General features: G+C 38.9%; 16 protein-coding genes. 6 read left to right on the forward strand and 10 right to left on the reverse strand.

Going from position 1 to position 15190, the window contains the following annotated elements:
• Positions 1-267: 267 nt before the first annotated feature.
• Both CN326_RS11735 and CN326_RS11740 read left to right on the forward strand, forming a co-directional pair.
• The gene (locus CN326_RS11735) at positions 268-954 is read left to right on the forward strand and encodes an MgtC/SapB family protein (protein ID WP_098309214.1); all 687 of its coding nucleotides are present in this window, start codon (positions 268-270) and stop codon (positions 952-954) included.
• 86 nt (positions 955-1040) lie between these two features.
• Positions 1041-2036, forward strand: a complete 996-nt coding sequence (locus tag CN326_RS11740) for a potassium channel family protein (protein WP_098309215.1) — start codon at positions 1041-1043, stop codon at positions 2034-2036.
• Here the strand turns inward: CN326_RS11740 and CN326_RS11745 are convergent.
• Positions 2026-2433 (reverse strand): YugN-like family protein, encoded by a 408-nt coding sequence (locus tag CN326_RS11745; RefSeq protein WP_098309216.1) that lies wholly within the window; start codon positions 2431-2433, stop codon positions 2026-2028. The two genes, CN326_RS11740 and CN326_RS11745, sit on opposite strands and share 11 nt — an antisense overlap.
• A 143-nt stretch (positions 2434-2576) precedes the next feature.
• Positions 2577-3929, reverse strand: a complete 1353-nt coding sequence (locus CN326_RS11750; protein ID WP_098309217.1) for a glucose-6-phosphate isomerase — start codon at positions 3927-3929, stop codon at positions 2577-2579.
• A gap of 279 nt (positions 3930-4208) precedes the next feature.
• Between CN326_RS11750 and CN326_RS11760 the strand changes: the two genes are divergently transcribed.
• On the forward strand, positions 4209-4442 hold the full coding sequence (locus CN326_RS11760; RefSeq protein ID WP_098309218.1) for a DUF378 domain-containing protein: 234 nt from the start codon (positions 4209-4211) through the stop codon (positions 4440-4442).
• Between the two features lie 223 nt (positions 4443-4665).
• Here the strand turns inward: CN326_RS11760 and yugI are convergent, their stop codons facing one another.
• The 3 genes from yugI to CN326_RS11775 form a co-directional block, all read right to left on the reverse strand.
• The gene (gene yugI / locus CN326_RS11765) at positions 4666-5010 is read right to left on the reverse strand and encodes a S1 domain-containing post-transcriptional regulator GSP13 (protein ID WP_098309219.1); all 345 of its coding nucleotides are present in this window, start codon (positions 5008-5010) and stop codon (positions 4666-4668) included.
• Between the two features lie 157 nt (positions 5011-5167).
• Positions 5168-6358 carry an aminotransferase gene (locus CN326_RS11770; protein WP_098309220.1) on the reverse strand — a complete coding sequence of 397 codons (1191 nt, stop codon included), beginning with the start codon at positions 6356-6358 and terminating at the stop codon, positions 5168-5170.
• Entirely contained in the window at positions 6355-6852 is a 498-nt protein-coding gene (locus CN326_RS11775) for an Lrp/AsnC family transcriptional regulator (RefSeq protein WP_098309221.1), read from the reverse strand. Before CN326_RS11775 ends, CN326_RS11770 begins: the two co-directional genes overlap by 4 nt.
• 255 nt (positions 6853-7107) lie before the next feature.
• Between CN326_RS11775 and CN326_RS11780 the strand changes: the two genes are divergently transcribed.
• Together CN326_RS11780 and CN326_RS11785 are read left to right on the forward strand one after the other, a co-directional pair.
• Positions 7108-8076 (forward strand): 2-hydroxyacid dehydrogenase, encoded by a 969-nt coding sequence (locus tag CN326_RS11780; RefSeq protein WP_098309222.1) that lies wholly within the window; start codon positions 7108-7110, stop codon positions 8074-8076.
• Positions 8077-8214: 138 nt separating this feature from the next.
• Positions 8215-9054: an alpha/beta fold hydrolase gene (locus CN326_RS11785; protein ID WP_098309223.1), complete on the forward strand. Its 840-nt coding sequence runs from the start codon at positions 8215-8217 to the stop codon at positions 9052-9054.
• 221 nt (positions 9055-9275) lie between these two features.
• Here CN326_RS11785 and CN326_RS11790 read toward each other — a convergent pair whose 3' ends face one another.
• Positions 9276-9527: a DUF1871 family protein gene (locus CN326_RS11790; RefSeq protein ID WP_098309224.1), complete on the reverse strand. Its 252-nt coding sequence runs from the start codon at positions 9525-9527 to the stop codon at positions 9276-9278.
• Between the two features lie 116 nt (positions 9528-9643).
• Between CN326_RS11790 and CN326_RS11795 the strand changes: the two genes are divergently transcribed.
• Entirely contained in the window at positions 9644-10822 is a 1179-nt protein-coding gene (locus CN326_RS11795; protein ID WP_098309225.1) for a MalY/PatB family protein, read from the forward strand.
• Between the two features lie 188 nt (positions 10823-11010).
• Here CN326_RS11795 and CN326_RS11800 read toward each other — a convergent pair whose 3' ends face one another.
• From CN326_RS11800 to CN326_RS11815, 4 genes are all read right to left on the reverse strand, one after another.
• A complete protein-coding gene (locus CN326_RS11800) occupies positions 11011-11679 on the reverse strand; it encodes a DUF3995 domain-containing protein (RefSeq protein ID WP_098309271.1) in 669 nt (222 codons plus the stop codon).
• Between the two features lie 26 nt (positions 11680-11705).
• Positions 11706-12776: a hypothetical protein gene (locus tag CN326_RS11805; protein WP_255258127.1), complete on the reverse strand. Its 1071-nt coding sequence runs from the start codon at positions 12774-12776 to the stop codon at positions 11706-11708.
• Between the two features lie 208 nt (positions 12777-12984).
• Positions 12985-14199 carry a HAMP domain-containing sensor histidine kinase gene (locus tag CN326_RS11810; protein ID WP_369680115.1) on the reverse strand — a complete coding sequence of 405 codons (1215 nt, stop codon included), beginning with the start codon at positions 14197-14199 and terminating at the stop codon, positions 12985-12987.
• Between the two features lie 134 nt (positions 14200-14333).
• On the reverse strand, positions 14334-15008 hold the full coding sequence (locus CN326_RS11815) for a response regulator transcription factor (protein WP_098309228.1): 675 nt from the start codon (positions 15006-15008) through the stop codon (positions 14334-14336).
• Between the last annotated feature and the right edge of the window lie 182 nt (positions 15009-15190).

Raw genomic sequence — 15190 nt, forward strand, 5'->3', positions numbered from 1 at the left:
GTTTTCAAAGAACTTGTCCGTCGCTCAATTGCGACTTCCTTATGTTAACATCTTTGTTTTTTGATGTCAACATTGTTTTTTATTTCTTTTTTCTTTTCGCTTTCTGCTGTTGTGCATCAGCGACGTTTATTAATATAGCATGGTGAAAATCGAAATGCAACATCCTTTTTAAATTTTTTTTATAAAAACTGTCCAACTTCCCTTCCTTTTACCATATACATAAAATATAAGCTCGTCTATTACCTCAATTTACAGGAAGGGATACAAATGGAACACTTCGATTTATTACTCAAGCTAGGCCTCTCTGCCATTTTAGGATTTGGGATTGGTTTAGAACGGGAATTAAAGCGCAAGCCACTAGGCCTCAAAACTTGCTTAGTTATTTCTATTATTAGCTGTTTACTTACCATTGTTTCAATTGAAGCAGCTTATAACTTACCAAGCTCCGTCTCAAACAGAATCGGCATGGATCCCCTCCGCTTAGCAGCTCAAGTTGTATCAGGAATCGGTTTTTTAGGAGCAGGCGTTATTTTACGAAGAGATAACGATAGCATCGCAGGCCTCACCACTGCTGCAATGATTTGGGGAGCATCTGGAATTGGCATCGCAGTCGGAGCTGGTTTTTATCTAGAAGCAATCTCCGGCATGTGCTTTCTTATGATTAGTGTAGAACTTATTCCTTTTGCAATGAGTGTTTTAGGGCCAAAGTCACTTCGTCAACGCGAGATTGCTGTAAAACTCGTTGTGAATAGTATGGAAAGCATCCCTATCGTTATCGAAGACATCAAAAAGATGGATATAAAAGTTAAAAATATGAAACTCAAAACGTTAGAAAATGGAGCTCATTTTCTACAAATGAAAATATCTGTTGACCAAAAAATGCATACAGCTGACGTGTACTATGCCATTCAGCATCTTGAAAGTGTACGACAAGCCGAAGTGGAAAGCATGTGAAGACTCCCTTATTCCTATAAGGGGGTTTTTCTTCTTTTTATAATGGTAACACTATAACCATATGAACTCGGGAGGAGCTGCAGACATTGAATGCAAGGAGTAGTATTTTAGACACATTTCGCAACTCTATCATTTTACGATTGGTTACCCTAATTACTGGATTCATTATCCTCTTTGGATTTCTTATACACAAATTAGAACCACTCCACTTTCCAACATGGTTTGACGGCATATGGTGGGCGCTTGTCACAACGTTCACTGTTGGATACGGCGATTACGTTCCTCACAGTATAAATGGAAGAATGCTCGCAATTATTCTCATTTTATTAGGAACTGGATTCGGCTCCTATTATATGGTATCGTTCGCTACGGAAATGATTAGTAAACAATATATGAAAATAAAAGGTGAAGAGGCTGCCTCTTGTCATGGTCATATGATTATTGTCGGTTGGAACGAACGTGTTAAGCATGTTGTAAGCCAATTGCACGCATTACAACCAAACCTTGATATTGTTCTTATAGATGAAACACTTCCTCTACTGCCTAAGTCATTTCATCATCTACAATTTATTAAAGGCTGTCCTCATCATGATCATATTTTACTCAAAGCAAACATTCGTACCGCACATACAATTTTGATTACAGCTGATAAAGAAAAAAGTGAGAGTTCTGCTGATACACAATCTATTCTAACCATTTTAACAGCGAAAGGATTACATCCAAATATTTATTGTATTGTTGAAATGCTGACTTCCGATCAAGTTCGAAATGCAAACCGAGCTGGGGCGACAGAAATTATTGAAGGAAATAAATTAACAAGTTATGTATTTACCGCTTCCCTATTATTTCCTTCGATTTCAGAAGTGCTGTTTACAATTTATAATGAAATTACTGCAAATAAATTGCAGCTTACGCATATTCCTCAGACATACGCTGGTGAAACATTCGAATATTGTAACAGTGCTTTATTAAAACAGAATATACTATTACTTGGTATACAACGCGACGGACAATATCACATAAATCCAGTTCACTCACTTACTCTGCAAGAAAATGATTCACTCATTGTCATTAAACATTAAGGAGATATCCTTCTAACTCTCGAACTATAGCTTTACCAATATCAATATGTTTAGCTTGCATGTCCCCATCTGCATCTTTCGGTTCTGCAAACTGATCGAAAGATAAGCCTGCTGTGAATGTATTCACCTCATCATCTAGTTCATCTTGGTACACATGCGAAAGAAGATAAGGTGTATCAAGACGAACGATAACTCCGTTTACATCAAGCTCTCCTTCAACTGCTGTAAACGGTAATCGTAAAAATTGATATCCGTCTTCTTCATCTATTTTATAATCGAAACATCCTTTCTCATAATCCCAATTCCCGCCGATTGTATAACCGAGCGGCTTTAATATTTCTTCTAACTGGAAAAGAGCGAATGTTTGTCCTTCTAACTTTGAATGAATCCCAATCAAATGTATCATCCTTTCTAGATTTTTTTTAGCATACCCATTTCGCGCTCCATATATCGGCGCTTCGGCACAATATAAAGACCTTGCGACAACATTCGACGCATATTCATCAAAAAAAGCTGTTGGGATTATCCCAACAGCTTTTCTTATTTCAAACGTTCTTCTAGTTCTGCTTTTAGTTCTTCGAATCCTGGTTTTCCAAGTAGAGCGAACATGTTTTTCTTATATGCTTCTACGCCTGGTTGGTCAAATGGATTTACGCCTAATAAGTAGCCGCTCATCGCACATGCTTTTTCGAAGAAGTATACAAGATAACCGAATGTATACTCATTTAGTTCAGGAATATTGACGATTAAGTTTGGTACACCGCCATCGCTATGTGCAAGCAATGTTCCTTCATATGCTTTTGTGTTAACGAAGTCCACTGTTTCACCAGCAAGGTAATTTAATCCATCTAAATCGTTCTCATCTAATTCAATTTTTAGTTCGTGTGTAGATTTTCCTACTTTTAGAACTGTTTCAAATAGGTCACGGCGTCCTTCTTGAATGTATTGACCTAAAGAATGCAGGTCAGTTGAGAAGTTTGCAGAAGATGGGAAAATACCTTTTTGATCTTTTCCTTCACTCTCACCAAATAATTGTTTCCACCATTCAGCAAAATATTGAAGTGCTGGTTCGTAGTTAACAAGCATTTCAATTGTTTTACCTTTATTGTATAAAGCATTGCGTACAACTGCATATTGATAAGCTGGATTTTCTTCAAGTTCTGATTTCGCAAAATCATCACTAGCTACAGCTGCCCCTTGCATCATTTCTTCAATATTTAAACCACTTACAGCAATCGGCAATAAACCAACTGGTGTTAATACAGAGAAGCGACCACCAACATCATCTGGAATCACGAATGTTTCGTATCCTTCTTCGTTAGCTAATGTTTTTAAAGCACCGCGCGCTTTATCTGTCGTTGCATAAATACGTTTACGCGCTTCTTCTTTTCCGTATTTCTCTTCTAATTGCTTACGGAAAATGCGGAATGCAATTGCAGGCTCTGTTGTTGTACCTGATTTAGAAATAACGTTAATAGAGAAGTCTTTACCTTCTAATACATCCATTAAATCTTTCATGTAAGTGGAGCTAATGTTTTGTCCAACAAATAGTACTTGTGGAGTTTTGCGTTGTTCCTTAGACAGCGTGTTGTAGAAAGAATGGTTTAGCATTTCAATTGCTGCTCGCGCTCCTAAGTAAGAACCACCAATCCCAATAACAAGTAAAATGTCAGAATCATTTTTAATTTTCTCAGCGCATTTTTGAATGCGAGCAAATTCCTCTTTATCGTATGCAAGCGGAAGTTCTACCCAACCTAAGAAGTCATTTCCTGCTCCTGTTTTTTCATGAATTGCATGGTGTGATACTTTTACTGCATCACGTAAATATGTTAATTCTTGTTCACTGATGAACGATAACGCCTTTGAATAGTCAAACGTTACATGTGTGCTCATCTTTTTCCCTCCAATACAATATGTATATGTATTTCTGTCTTCACTTTAGCGAAACCACAGTTGTAAATCAAGCGAACTACAAATTGTAAGCGTAGCCAATTTATTTTTTTTACAAAATCGTCATAACTTCCGTTTTTTGGTCTAGACAAGTATACAATGAGAAATTTTAATTTTTTGGGTATAAGAACAACAAAAGGTATCCATTCTATAAAGGAAGCTTCATTAAACGAGTGAATGTATCTCGTTTTTGCTTCATCATTTAAGGAGGGACTGCTTAAAATGAGTACATTACAACGCATTGCCTTAGTATTTACGATTATCGGCGCAGTAAACTGGGGACTCATTGGTTTCTTTCAATTCGATTTAGTAGCAGCTATCTTCGGAGGGCAAGATACAGCATTTGCTCGAATTATCTATGGTATTGTGGGTATTTCAGGTTTAATTAACCTTGGCTTATTATTTAAACCTTCTGAAGAACTTGGAACACACCCAGAAGCACGTGAAGTACGATAAATCTAATACCATTCTAAAATGATATTATAAAACATGCATCTCCACTTGTTTTCACACAAGTGGAGATCTATGATGCTTTACTAACTTCTGACATACGGATGTTTCTTTATACTGATTACAAATGCAGCAAAAGAAATGTTTGATTATTTTATATCATAATGTATCACATTCACCGATTACTTGGTGAACAAGTAATAAAAGCAGAGAGCTATGCTCCCTGCTTTTATTTTGTGATTTGAGATTCTTCAATCCACTCTGTTAACTTTTCTCGCAATGTGTTAAATCCATTTGCAGAAGGATTCGGTATACGCACCTTTCCTTGCTTACGTTTGGCAGCCTTCAATGATAGACTCATTTTTCCGTTCTCTCTATTAACTGAAAGCACCTTTACTTCTACTTCATCCCCAACTTTTAAAAAATCATGAATATCTTTCACATACCCATTTGTAATTTCAGATATATGCACAAGACCTTGCGTTTCTTCATCTAATGCAACGAATGCACCGTAATCTTGAATTCCTGTCACTTTTCCCTTCACAACCACTCCTGTTGTGTATTTGTCTGACATAAGAAACACTCCCATATGTTTTACCTTTTGTATTAGTAAATTATACCACTTACTAACATTTCATTCAAAAATCATGAAAAAATTTTCCTTAACATGTATAAATCTTCAAATATCGGGATAAAATACTAACACATGGCTTTCTAGTATTCCCCCCCTTTTATGGACAAAACGTATTATGTTTTGTCCTTTTTTCGTTCTCCATAAACCGTTTCATGCGTTTCATCGCTTCCATAAGTTGTTCAAGTGATGTTGCGTATGAACAGCGAATAAATCCTTCACCACTCTCGCCAAACACACTTCCAGGTACAACAGCGACTTTTTCCGCTAATAATAAACGTTCGGCAAATTCCGCCGAAGATAATCCCGTTGAACGAATTGAAGGAAATACATAGAATGCTCCGCCTGGCATATGACAATCTAGTCCCATTTCATTAAATGAAGTCGCCATAAAGTTTCGGCGTTGTTTATAGCTCTCACGCATTCGAACAACTTCTTGTTCTCCAGAGCGAAGTGCTTCTAATGCTGCAAATTGCGACATCGTCGGCGCACACATCATAGAATATTGATGGATCTTTAACATCAATTCCGCAAAATGTTGAGGGGCTGCGATCAAACCTAGGCGCCAACCTGTCATCGCAAATCCTTTTGAAAAACCAGAGATTAAAATTGTATGATCACGCATATGTTTCACACTCGCAAAGCTTGTATATGTCTCATCATAGACAAGCTCTGCATAAATCTCATCGGATAGTACGATTAAATTGTATTTCTCTATAATGACCGCAAGTTTTTCTAACTCTTCTTTATTTAAGAGCGTTCCTGTCGGATTGTTTGGCGAACATAATAAAATCGCTTTCGTGTTCGATGTAATGGCAGCTTCAATCTGCTCCGGCTGTACTTTAAATTCATCCTTTGGAAATGTAGAAACAGGTACCGGTACCCCGCCAGCCAGCGTAACAAGCGGTGCATATGATACAAAGCTTGGTTCAATAATAATAACTTCATCACCAGGATTTACAATTGCACGCATTGCGACATCTAACGCCTGGCTTGCTCCAACCGTTACAATAATTTCTTCTTTCGGATCATAAGATACTGCGAATTGTTTTTCTAAATATTTTGCAATTTCTTCGCGCAGCTCTAACAATCCAGCATTCGCAGTATATGCCGTATATCCTTCTTCTAATGAACGAATGCAAGCTTGTCTTACATTCCAAGGCGTTACAAAGTCAGGCTCGCCAACACCTAATGAAATAACCCCTTTCATACCCGCCGCTAAATCAAAAAACTTACGAATACCGGACGGTTGTAAAGATTGTGCTACTTTTGATAATTCAAATTTACTCATGGTGCCACCACAATTCGCTTATCATCATCTTTGTTTTCATATATAATTCCTTCATGTTTATACTTTTTCAAAATAAAATGCGTTGTCGTCGATACAACAGATTCTATTGTCGCTAACTTTTCCGCTACAAATGTCGCAACTTCAGCCATCCCTTTTCCTTCTACAGTAATGGAAAGGTCATATGTACCTGACATTAAATAAACTGACTTCACCTCTGGATATCGGTAAATTTGCTCCGCTACCGCGTCAAATCCAACACCGTGCTTCGGTGTAACTTTCACATCAATCATTGCTGTTAAACCTGTATGTTCTTTTACCTTTGTCCAATCAATAAGCGTAACATAGTCTACAATCACTTTTTCCTTTTCTAATTTTTCAAGGATTGCTATCACTTCTTCTACATCTATGTTTAGCATTTTGGCTAATGTTTCTTCAGATAATCGGCTATTCTTTTCAAGACAAGCTAACAATTCTAATTCTTTTTCTGTCATCATATTCGTCCTTCCCTTTTTGTGTATTTTCTAAATTATACAGACTGCTTTTCCTATTTGAAAAGAAGATTTTTTCAGAGAATTATGTAACAATAAAGTGAAACTTCCTTTTGGAGTGTTCTTCTCCAAAAGGTTAGTTGAACCAATCGGGCGCATGCCAGCAGTTAACTCTCACCTATCTTCTTGTTTTCTCACAATCTTGGGGTGAGAGTCTTACTGCCCAAAAGTAGTGGGATAATATAAAAAGGGGATGAAACCATGAAACAAAGAGTATACATCGCAGAACAAGTTCCTGCCTTTGTTGAAGAATACATTGCTGAGCATTATGAATATGAGGCATGGGATAAAAACGAAAAAATCCCACGCCACGTACTATTAGAAAAAGTAAAAGATGCACATGGACTATTAAATTTCGGGGCAAACATTGATGAGGAATTACTCCAAGCAGCTCCGCAGTTAAAAGTAGTAAGTAATATTTCTGTCGGCTATGACAACTTCGATATCGAAGCTATGAAAAAAAGAAACATAATCGGAACAAATACACCGTACGTGTTAGATGATACTGTCGCTGATCTTGTATTTGCATTAATGCTATCTGCCTCTCGCCGCGTTTGCGAGCTTGATCGTTACGTGAAATCTGGAGAATGGAATGCAGAAATTAACAAAGAACATTTCGGCTTAGACGTTCACCACCAAACAATCGGAATCATCGGCATGGGTCGCATCGGAGAAGTCGTTGCCAAACGTGCGAAATTCGGATTCGATATGGACGTTTTGTACTACAATCGAAGCCGCAAAGAAAAAGCAGAACGAGAGCTTGGCGCAACATATTGCGAATTAGAAACGTTACTGCAAAAAGCAGATTTTATTGTTCTACTTACACCATTAACAGAAGAAACTCATCATTTAATTGGAGAAAAAGAATTTAATGTAATGAAAGAAACGGCTGTTTTTATTAATGCGTCTCGCGGTAAAACGGTAAATGAAACAGCATTAATCGAAGCGCTGCAACAACGAAAAATTTTCGCGGCAGGCATTGATACATTTACACAAGAACCAATTGAAAAAGATAATCCATTGTTATCTCTACCAAATGTCGTTACGCTCCCTCACATTGGTTCCGCGACGTTAAAAACACGCCAAAACATGGCGATGACAGCAGCAAAAAACTTAGTAGCCGGACTGCAAGGGATTACCCCTCCAAATCTCGTCAATGAACTGAAATGATCAACCAAAAGACAAGACCACATCACAGTGGTTTTGTTTTTTTTATACATTTGGTTTTCTTCCTGCTTTCCCTTCTTCCACGGGATAATTTCCCCTAACTAGGAGATGATATGAACAAAAAACAACGGAGTGATGAAGATGGAAAACGAAGTTCGACTCCCTCACTTCACCTTTTCTACAAGAGGGATTACGGTTCATTATGAGCTCTATCAGTCTTTTTGTGCAGAAGAAAAACCAACATTTGTTTTAATTCATGGTTTTCTCTCTTCGACCTTTAGCTATCGGCGTCTCATCCCGCTTTTAGCTCAGCAAGGGAATGTGATTGCTCTAGATTTACCGCCATTTGGAAAAAGTGATAAATCATTTCATTTCACATATTCTTATCAAAACCTCGCAACGATTGTTATTGAACTCATTGAACATTTACAAGCAAAAAACATTATTTTAGTAGGGCATTCAATGGGCGGACAAATTGCTTTATATATAAGCCGGTTGCGGCCTGATTTAATCCAAAGGACAGTTCTTTTATGCAGTTCAAGCTATTTATCACGAGCAAGATTGCCACTTATCTATACTTCTTATTTACCGTTCTTTCATTTATACGTAAAAAATTGGATTATACGACGAGGCATCATCTATAATTTAATGAACGTTGTTCACGATCATTCTTTAATCGATGATGAAATGATGCAAGGCTATGCAGCACCTTTTTATGATAATCGCATCTTTCCTGCACTAACCCGCATGATTCGAGATCGCGAAGGTGACTTAACATCAAAAGAACTACAAAAAATTAAAACACCTACTTTGCTTATTTGGGGAAAAAAAGATCGCATTGTTCCTATTAATGTCGGATACCGATTACACAATGACCTGCAGCATTCACACTTTATCTCTTATGAAGACACAGGACATCTATTACCAGAAGAAAAGCCGGAACACGTATATGAAGAAATTATGACCTTCTTAGCAAATTGAACGCACTTGGCGCATACCAGCACTAAGCCCTCGAATAGCAGGATAAAGAAAGAGGCTGACACCCAAAAGTCTAACTTCTATGACCTTCTGGATTTCAGCCTCTTTCTCCCGCTACTTACGAGCACTATACTTAAGACAATTCTTATGAAAGAAGCGTCCGTAAGGGCCTGATTGGTTCAACTAACCTTTTGGAGAAGAACGCTCCAAAAGGAAGTTTCACTTTATAGCGTACAGCTTCCGCCACCTTTTAATAGTAACAATTGTTCTGCTAACCATTGACACTTTTCAATAGGTAATGTTTTTTCAAATGATAGCAAATAAATGTGCTGTATTTTCTTTGCGATATATTTCGCATCATCAAATGTACTTACAATGTAGACGATGTCACTTGCTTCTGTTTCATAAAATTCTGGCCCCATTCGAAACGGATCCCAACTCTTCACAAAATCTATCATTTTCTCATACGTCCCCATACACTTCCCGCCTTTTTCTTATTTTCCACTTTTCTTTATCGTATCATATCAGCTATGCTAGAAGAAATGAGAGAACATTCAGTACTTTTAACCTATTATTGAAAGGAGTAACAAATATGGGGAATTTTAACGAAATGGTAAATCGCCGCGGGACAAATTCCGTTAAATGGGATACACATAAAAACGAGGAACTTCTTCATGCCTGGATTGCAGACATGGACTTCCCTGTTCCTTCACCAATTCAAGACGCCTTAACCAAACGGTTACAACATCCGATTTTCGGTTATAACACTTCAAGTGAACAAGTAAAAGAAGCAATTTGTCATTGGGTAAAAACACAATATAATTGGGTCATTGAAAAAGAATGGCTTGTCTTTAGCGCTGGCATCGTTCCTGCACTTAGTGTTTCTGTACAAGCTTTTACCGAAAAGCAAGATTCAGTACTTGTACAGCCGCCTGTATATTCACCATTTTTCGAAATGGTAACAACGAATGGACGTCAAGTGCTTACCAATCCACTGCGCTTAGAAAACGGTGTTTACAAAATGGATTTTGAACAGTTAGAGAAACAATTTCAGCAAGGTGTGAAACTGATGTTCCTGTGCAGTCCGCACAATCCGATTGGCCGTGTATGGACAGTGGAAGAGTTGACTAAACTCGGTACGCTCTGCGAAATATATGATGTAATCGTCATTGCAGACGAAATTCATGCTGATATTATCTTTAATGGACGCAAGCATATACCACTTGCCTCTTTATCAGCAAACTTAGCAGAGCGAACTGTTACATGCATCGCTCCAAGTAAAACGTTTAATATTGCTGGACTGCAAGCATCGGTTATTATTATTCCAAATGAAAAGCTGCGAGATGCCTTTACCGCTGTGCAGCACCGCCAAGGCTTTCACGGCTTAAACACGTTTGCTTACGCAGCAATGCAAAGTGCATACACAGAATGCAATGAATGGCTAGCGGAGCTGTTACCTTATATAGAAGAGAATGCACGCTTTGCATGTGACTTTATTAAACAGCATATTCCGAAACTATCCGTCATTCAGCCAGATGGTACATTCTTACTTTGGATTGATTGTTCCAAACTTGGGCTGACTCAAAATGAGCGAATGGAATTATTAGAAAAAAAAGGGAGAATCATTGTAGAGCCAGGAGAAAAATTTGGTGTTGGCGGTGAGCAACACATTCGTTTAAATCTCGGCTGTCCACGCCCTGTATTAGAAGATGCGCTCCGCCGCTTACAATGCGCGTTTTCATGTACTTCCAAGGAAAAGCTATCTATGTGACTTAAGCCTGGTTATTATACATTCCAACATTCTTTGATTGAACTACCCCCACCTATCTTCTTTGCTTTTCTCTGAATCTTGAGGTGGGGGTCTTACTGCCCGTTAATGCGGGATAAAAATCCGCTGCTGCGCCAAACCAAAATCTGTATGGTGATAGATTCATATAAGATCCGACGCAGTAGCGGTAATTATAATTTTCCGAAGTCAAAAATTATAGCGAACACAAAAAGCGCAGTAAGGAGAAAAACCAAACTCAAATAAATTAACGTACAGCGTCTAAATGCAGAAAGTGAAACACCGGAAGCTTGCGCATAATGGGAAGCAGTCAAACCTGCCAAAATACCCATAATGACAAACCACGGTTCGTAAAACAAGAGATCCCATACAGCTAGGCTATGGACATCGAGTACAATCCAGCCAGGGAAGTTAATTGTAATAACACCTGCCAAAAGCAAAGCTTTTGTAATCATGCCACTGACTCCATGAGCAATTAAAAAGGCAGTTCCGATAAGAGTAGGGATTAATAAAATAAGACGATGGATCTTTCTGTTTCCAATCAACGGCACCCATTTCGGAATGACCTTTCCCCATGGTTTGATAAGTAAAAGCAAGGCAAATCCACATAACATGATGATGACACCAGCAATGTAACTTGCCATATAAACTGATTTAGGATCATTAAATTGGCCCGAAAGGCCTATCTTCCCCCCTGCCGCTTCATAAAACCGAACAAAAACTGCATACATGAATGCCCATAGACAACCAACGTAACCAGGCCATACCGCTTTCTTTGTAAAGCGTTCAAAAACATTCAATATTTGCACGGAAGATTCTCCATTATTCGTTATTTTGTTCATATTCATGCAACTCTCCTTTTTCTGCTTCAATTTTGATCGTCTCTCCCACAATGCGTACACTTACCACGCCGACGATAATAGTAAGCGATGGCAGCAAGACCAAGCGCTACTCCCCATGGCACCCAGAAAACCATAGGTCCAACCGTCCCCCATATCTGACTGAGGAGGATGTTATCGACTGGCATAAGGTGAAATGTCACAGCAAAAAAACTAAAGGTAAAGACAAAACCGGCTGCAGTTACAGCAATGGCTATAATAGAGGCTGGAACTACCGCGAGCATGATGGGAACTCTTTTACCACCAATGAACGGGAACCAACGAGGGAATATTTCACCCCATTTTTGAATCAAACCAAGTGTAAGAATCCCTCCACCTATGCAAATAGACCCAAATACCCATTCTGTTATCTGTGCCGTAGGATTGAGCTTTGAAAAATCATGAAGGAATTGCGGGTCGACTCCTAAAGGGATATTAAGTGCCCACGCAAAACGTGTGAGGGCATAGGGAATAGGTGCAAGAGCTGCAATAATGGTCAGCCATCTCCCCCAGCGTACCAATAAAAATGTGTTTCCATTCTCTGTCCGTCCACAATATTCACAAGCATCACGGGTCCTACGTTGATATGCGACAGCAGTCATAATCCAAAGAAGAGCACCTATAATACAAATGACCTGATTGAGCATAATCCAGTTAAAAGCAAACTTAAATAAAAAGGCATAAGCCATGACCATAATTAGGCTAATATCAGGAATAAAAAGGAGCAAGGCAACAGCAAAACCCCAAGCAAAAGTAAGGATTAGCCACCGAGGAAAAACATTTCTCCATGTTTTTTGCATAGCTACACCAATCACTATTCCTAATAAACAAAGAATAACAAAAATGAGGCCTCCAACTTTGGAGGGAAGATAAGTAACCATAGCCGCAAACAAATCCATTTCACCACGTTTGAAGGGATAACCCCCCCCTCCAAGTAACCAATAGAGCTGTACAGCCCCGTAGAGCAGTGACCATCCCACAGCGCCATATCCAATCCATAAGGGCCATCGTGTAAAACCTTTTCTAATCTTTTCTTCAATTATGGGTGATGAAGTCTCCATTGAAATCATCCTCTTTTCTTTACTATTGTAAACACCTACGACCTGAAGCTAAGGAACCAACCAGATAGGGTATTGGTATTTATTTATGTTTCAAAATTTAACCCCACCATCATTCTAATCAGTGAAGGTTAAAATGATGGTGGGGTCTAGTTTAAATTTCGTTTAACTTTTTCCAGACGAGCTAATGCATGTACAGTGCTTATTTCATTTACAGTTCAACTTTTTCATATAGATAAATGCGAGTGCCGTTCGTAGAACTTGTTATTTGCCATTCAAGATTCATTTCTTGGAGCATCAATGAAACGATGGATAAGCCGATTCCGGCTCCTTTTTCATTAGAGATGCTATCCATTCCGGGGCCTTTGTCCTCAACAACAATAGCAGTCCTTCCATTTAACTCTTCCAAACTTACACCAACATACCGTCCAGCTTTTGCGTGTCTAACAACATTCTGGAATAGATTATCTAATATACGGGTAAACCAGTGCGGATCAACATTCCACATTAAAGCTTTTTCTGCCAAATGAACTTCTACTTCAAATCCTTCCTTTTCAAATACAGGAAACCACCCTGCAGCGGAAGTCCGGATTAATCGGATAATATCTGTCTTCTTCTGTTGCAAAGTATATTTTCCCGCCGATAATAACGTGTAGGAAAGAAGGTTTTCAAGCAATTGGCTAAGAGCATCTACCTTTCTTTCAATCAAATGAAGCGATTCCCTCCCTTTAGGAGATAAAGTTTCCTTTTGCAATGAATAAGCATGTCCACGGATGGTGGTGAGTGGTGTCCGTAAATCGTGTGATATATTAGCAATCAATTGTTTACGAAGAACTTCCTCCTCCAGTTCACGTTTCCTACCGTTTGTCAACTCGTCAATCATATGATTGAATGCCGACCCTAGTTGCGCGATTTCGTCCTTTTTACGAATGAGAATTTTCTGAGGAATGCCGTTCTCATCGACTTCGGCCATTGCGGTTTGTAGTTGAACGAGCCGTTTGCGAATTTTCGAGAAAAATACCCAAGATGTAATTAGAAAAATTGCAAAGACAAGCACAGCATATACTAGCAAAAACTTATCATCGATGAAAGACAAGCTGGCTGGTTGTGTAACGGAAAGAGGGACTTGAAAAACCATAAAGCCTTGACTCTGGTCGCCGCCAATAAAAGCAATCATTGTGAACAGGTTATTATCAACATTTTTCTTCATAAACTTAGTGCTTTCCTGAAACGTCCATTGGTCAGGTATACTCTGTTTTTCGGGAAGTTTGAGCTGCGTTTTGCCTGCGGCGTCAACCCAAAACATTGTCGCCATTGAATATCGCTCTTTTAACGAACGGAGTTGTTTGTCCACTTGATCTGGAGGCGCCCCGTCCAACTTTGCTGCCTCATCATTCCACATTTGTTCCAACTTTTTTGTATCCATATACTTGACCTTTTGGTACATCTCCTTGTCTAGTGTATATTTCGGCAAGTAATAAAGAGGTAAAACAAACGGCCATAAAACGAGCGCAGTTGTAATGATCAACAAATATCTAGCTAACAGCGAATGTCGGAATTTCATTGTTTCACCCTGTATCCAATACCGCGAATTGTTTCAATTATTTGTGGTTGACTTGGCTCCTGCTCTATTTTTTCGCGTAAATGGCGGATATGTACCATTAAGGTTTTATCTCCTTCGATATACGGATTTCCCCATACAGCCTCATAAATTTGTTCTTTTGTTAAGATTTGGTTTGGATGACGGAGTAAATAGGTGAAAATTTGAAACTGCTTAGCCGTAAGTATGACATCATTATTCGATCTGGAATCCACAATGCGGTTCTCATTCAAATAAATGCGGAGATGTGATAGTACAATGAGCGGGGAGCTTATCTTGTCAAACCGTCTGAGCAGCACTTCCACCCGTGCCGCGAGTTCATCGGGGTGAAAAGGCTTTGTCATATAATCATCTGCAAACTGCAGCCCCTGCACCTTATCATCAATCGATGATCTAGCGGATAGCATTAAAATAGGGGTTTTTGGAAATTCCTTTTTCAATCGCTGTCCAACTGAAAAACCATCCAATCCTGGAAGCATAATATCAAGAATTACTAGGTCGATTTCCGCCATATGTTCAATGGCACCTTCACCTGAAGTAATCCAAGTTACCTGATAGCCCCGTTCGAATAAATCTTCACATACCCAAGCACCAATTTCCTTATTGTCCTCAATATATAGAAGCTTCTTTTTCATGTAATCCCCTTTCTTTATCCCCCGCCTATCTTCTTTAGAAAAGCGGAAGCGGCTCGCTCAGAATCGCAGGACGTTGGAGCCCCCGACAGAGAGGTGCTTTTTGCCTCGTCCGAGGGGGCGAAACGACCGGAGATTCTAGCCGCTAGAGCTGGACAACGTTTCTCTCTGAATCTTGAAGTGAG

The sequence above is a fragment of the Bacillus sp. AFS018417 genome, from assembly GCF_002560985.1.
Classification (GTDB): Bacteria; Bacillota; Bacilli; order Bacillales; family Bacillaceae_G; genus Bacillus_A; species Bacillus_A rhizoplanae.

Coding starts and splice junctions, on each gene's coding strand:
- CN326_RS11735 (WP_098309214.1), top strand. CDS start 268: ATGGAACACTTCGATTTATTACTCAAGCTAGGCCTCTCTGCCATTTTA.
- CN326_RS11750 (WP_098309217.1), bottom strand. CDS start 3,929: ATGAGCACACATGTAACGTTTGACTATTCAAAGGCGTTATCGTTCATC.
- CN326_RS11760 (WP_098309218.1), top strand. CDS start 4,209: ATGAGTACATTACAACGCATTGCCTTAGTATTTACGATTATCGGCGCA.
- yugI (WP_098309219.1), bottom strand. CDS start 5,010: ATGTCAGACAAATACACAACAGGAGTGGTTGTGAAGGGAAAAGTGACA.
- CN326_RS11770 (WP_098309220.1), bottom strand. CDS start 6,358: ATGAGTAAATTTGAATTATCAAAAGTAGCACAATCTTTACAACCGTCC.
- CN326_RS11775 (WP_098309221.1), bottom strand. CDS start 6,852: ATGATGACAGAAAAAGAATTAGAATTGTTAGCTTGTCTTGAAAAGAAT.
- CN326_RS11780 (WP_098309222.1), top strand. CDS start 7,108: ATGAAACAAAGAGTATACATCGCAGAACAAGTTCCTGCCTTTGTTGAA.
- CN326_RS11785 (WP_098309223.1), top strand. CDS start 8,215: ATGGAAAACGAAGTTCGACTCCCTCACTTCACCTTTTCTACAAGAGGG.
- CN326_RS11790 (WP_098309224.1), bottom strand. CDS start 9,527: ATGGGGACGTATGAGAAAATGATAGATTTTGTGAAGAGTTGGGATCCG.
- CN326_RS11795 (WP_098309225.1), top strand. CDS start 9,644: ATGGGGAATTTTAACGAAATGGTAAATCGCCGCGGGACAAATTCCGTT.
- CN326_RS11800 (WP_098309271.1), bottom strand. CDS start 11,679: ATGAACAAAATAACGAATAATGGAGAATCTTCCGTGCAAATATTGAAT.
- CN326_RS11805 (WP_255258127.1), bottom strand. CDS start 12,776: ATGGAGACTTCATCACCCATAATTGAAGAAAAGATTAGAAAAGGTTTT.
- CN326_RS11810 (WP_369680115.1), bottom strand. CDS start 14,199: ATGGATACAAAAAAGTTGGAACAAATGTGGAATGATGAGGCAGCAAAG.
- CN326_RS11815 (WP_098309228.1), bottom strand. CDS start 15,008: ATGAAAAAGAAGCTTCTATATATTGAGGACAATAAGGAAATTGGTGCT.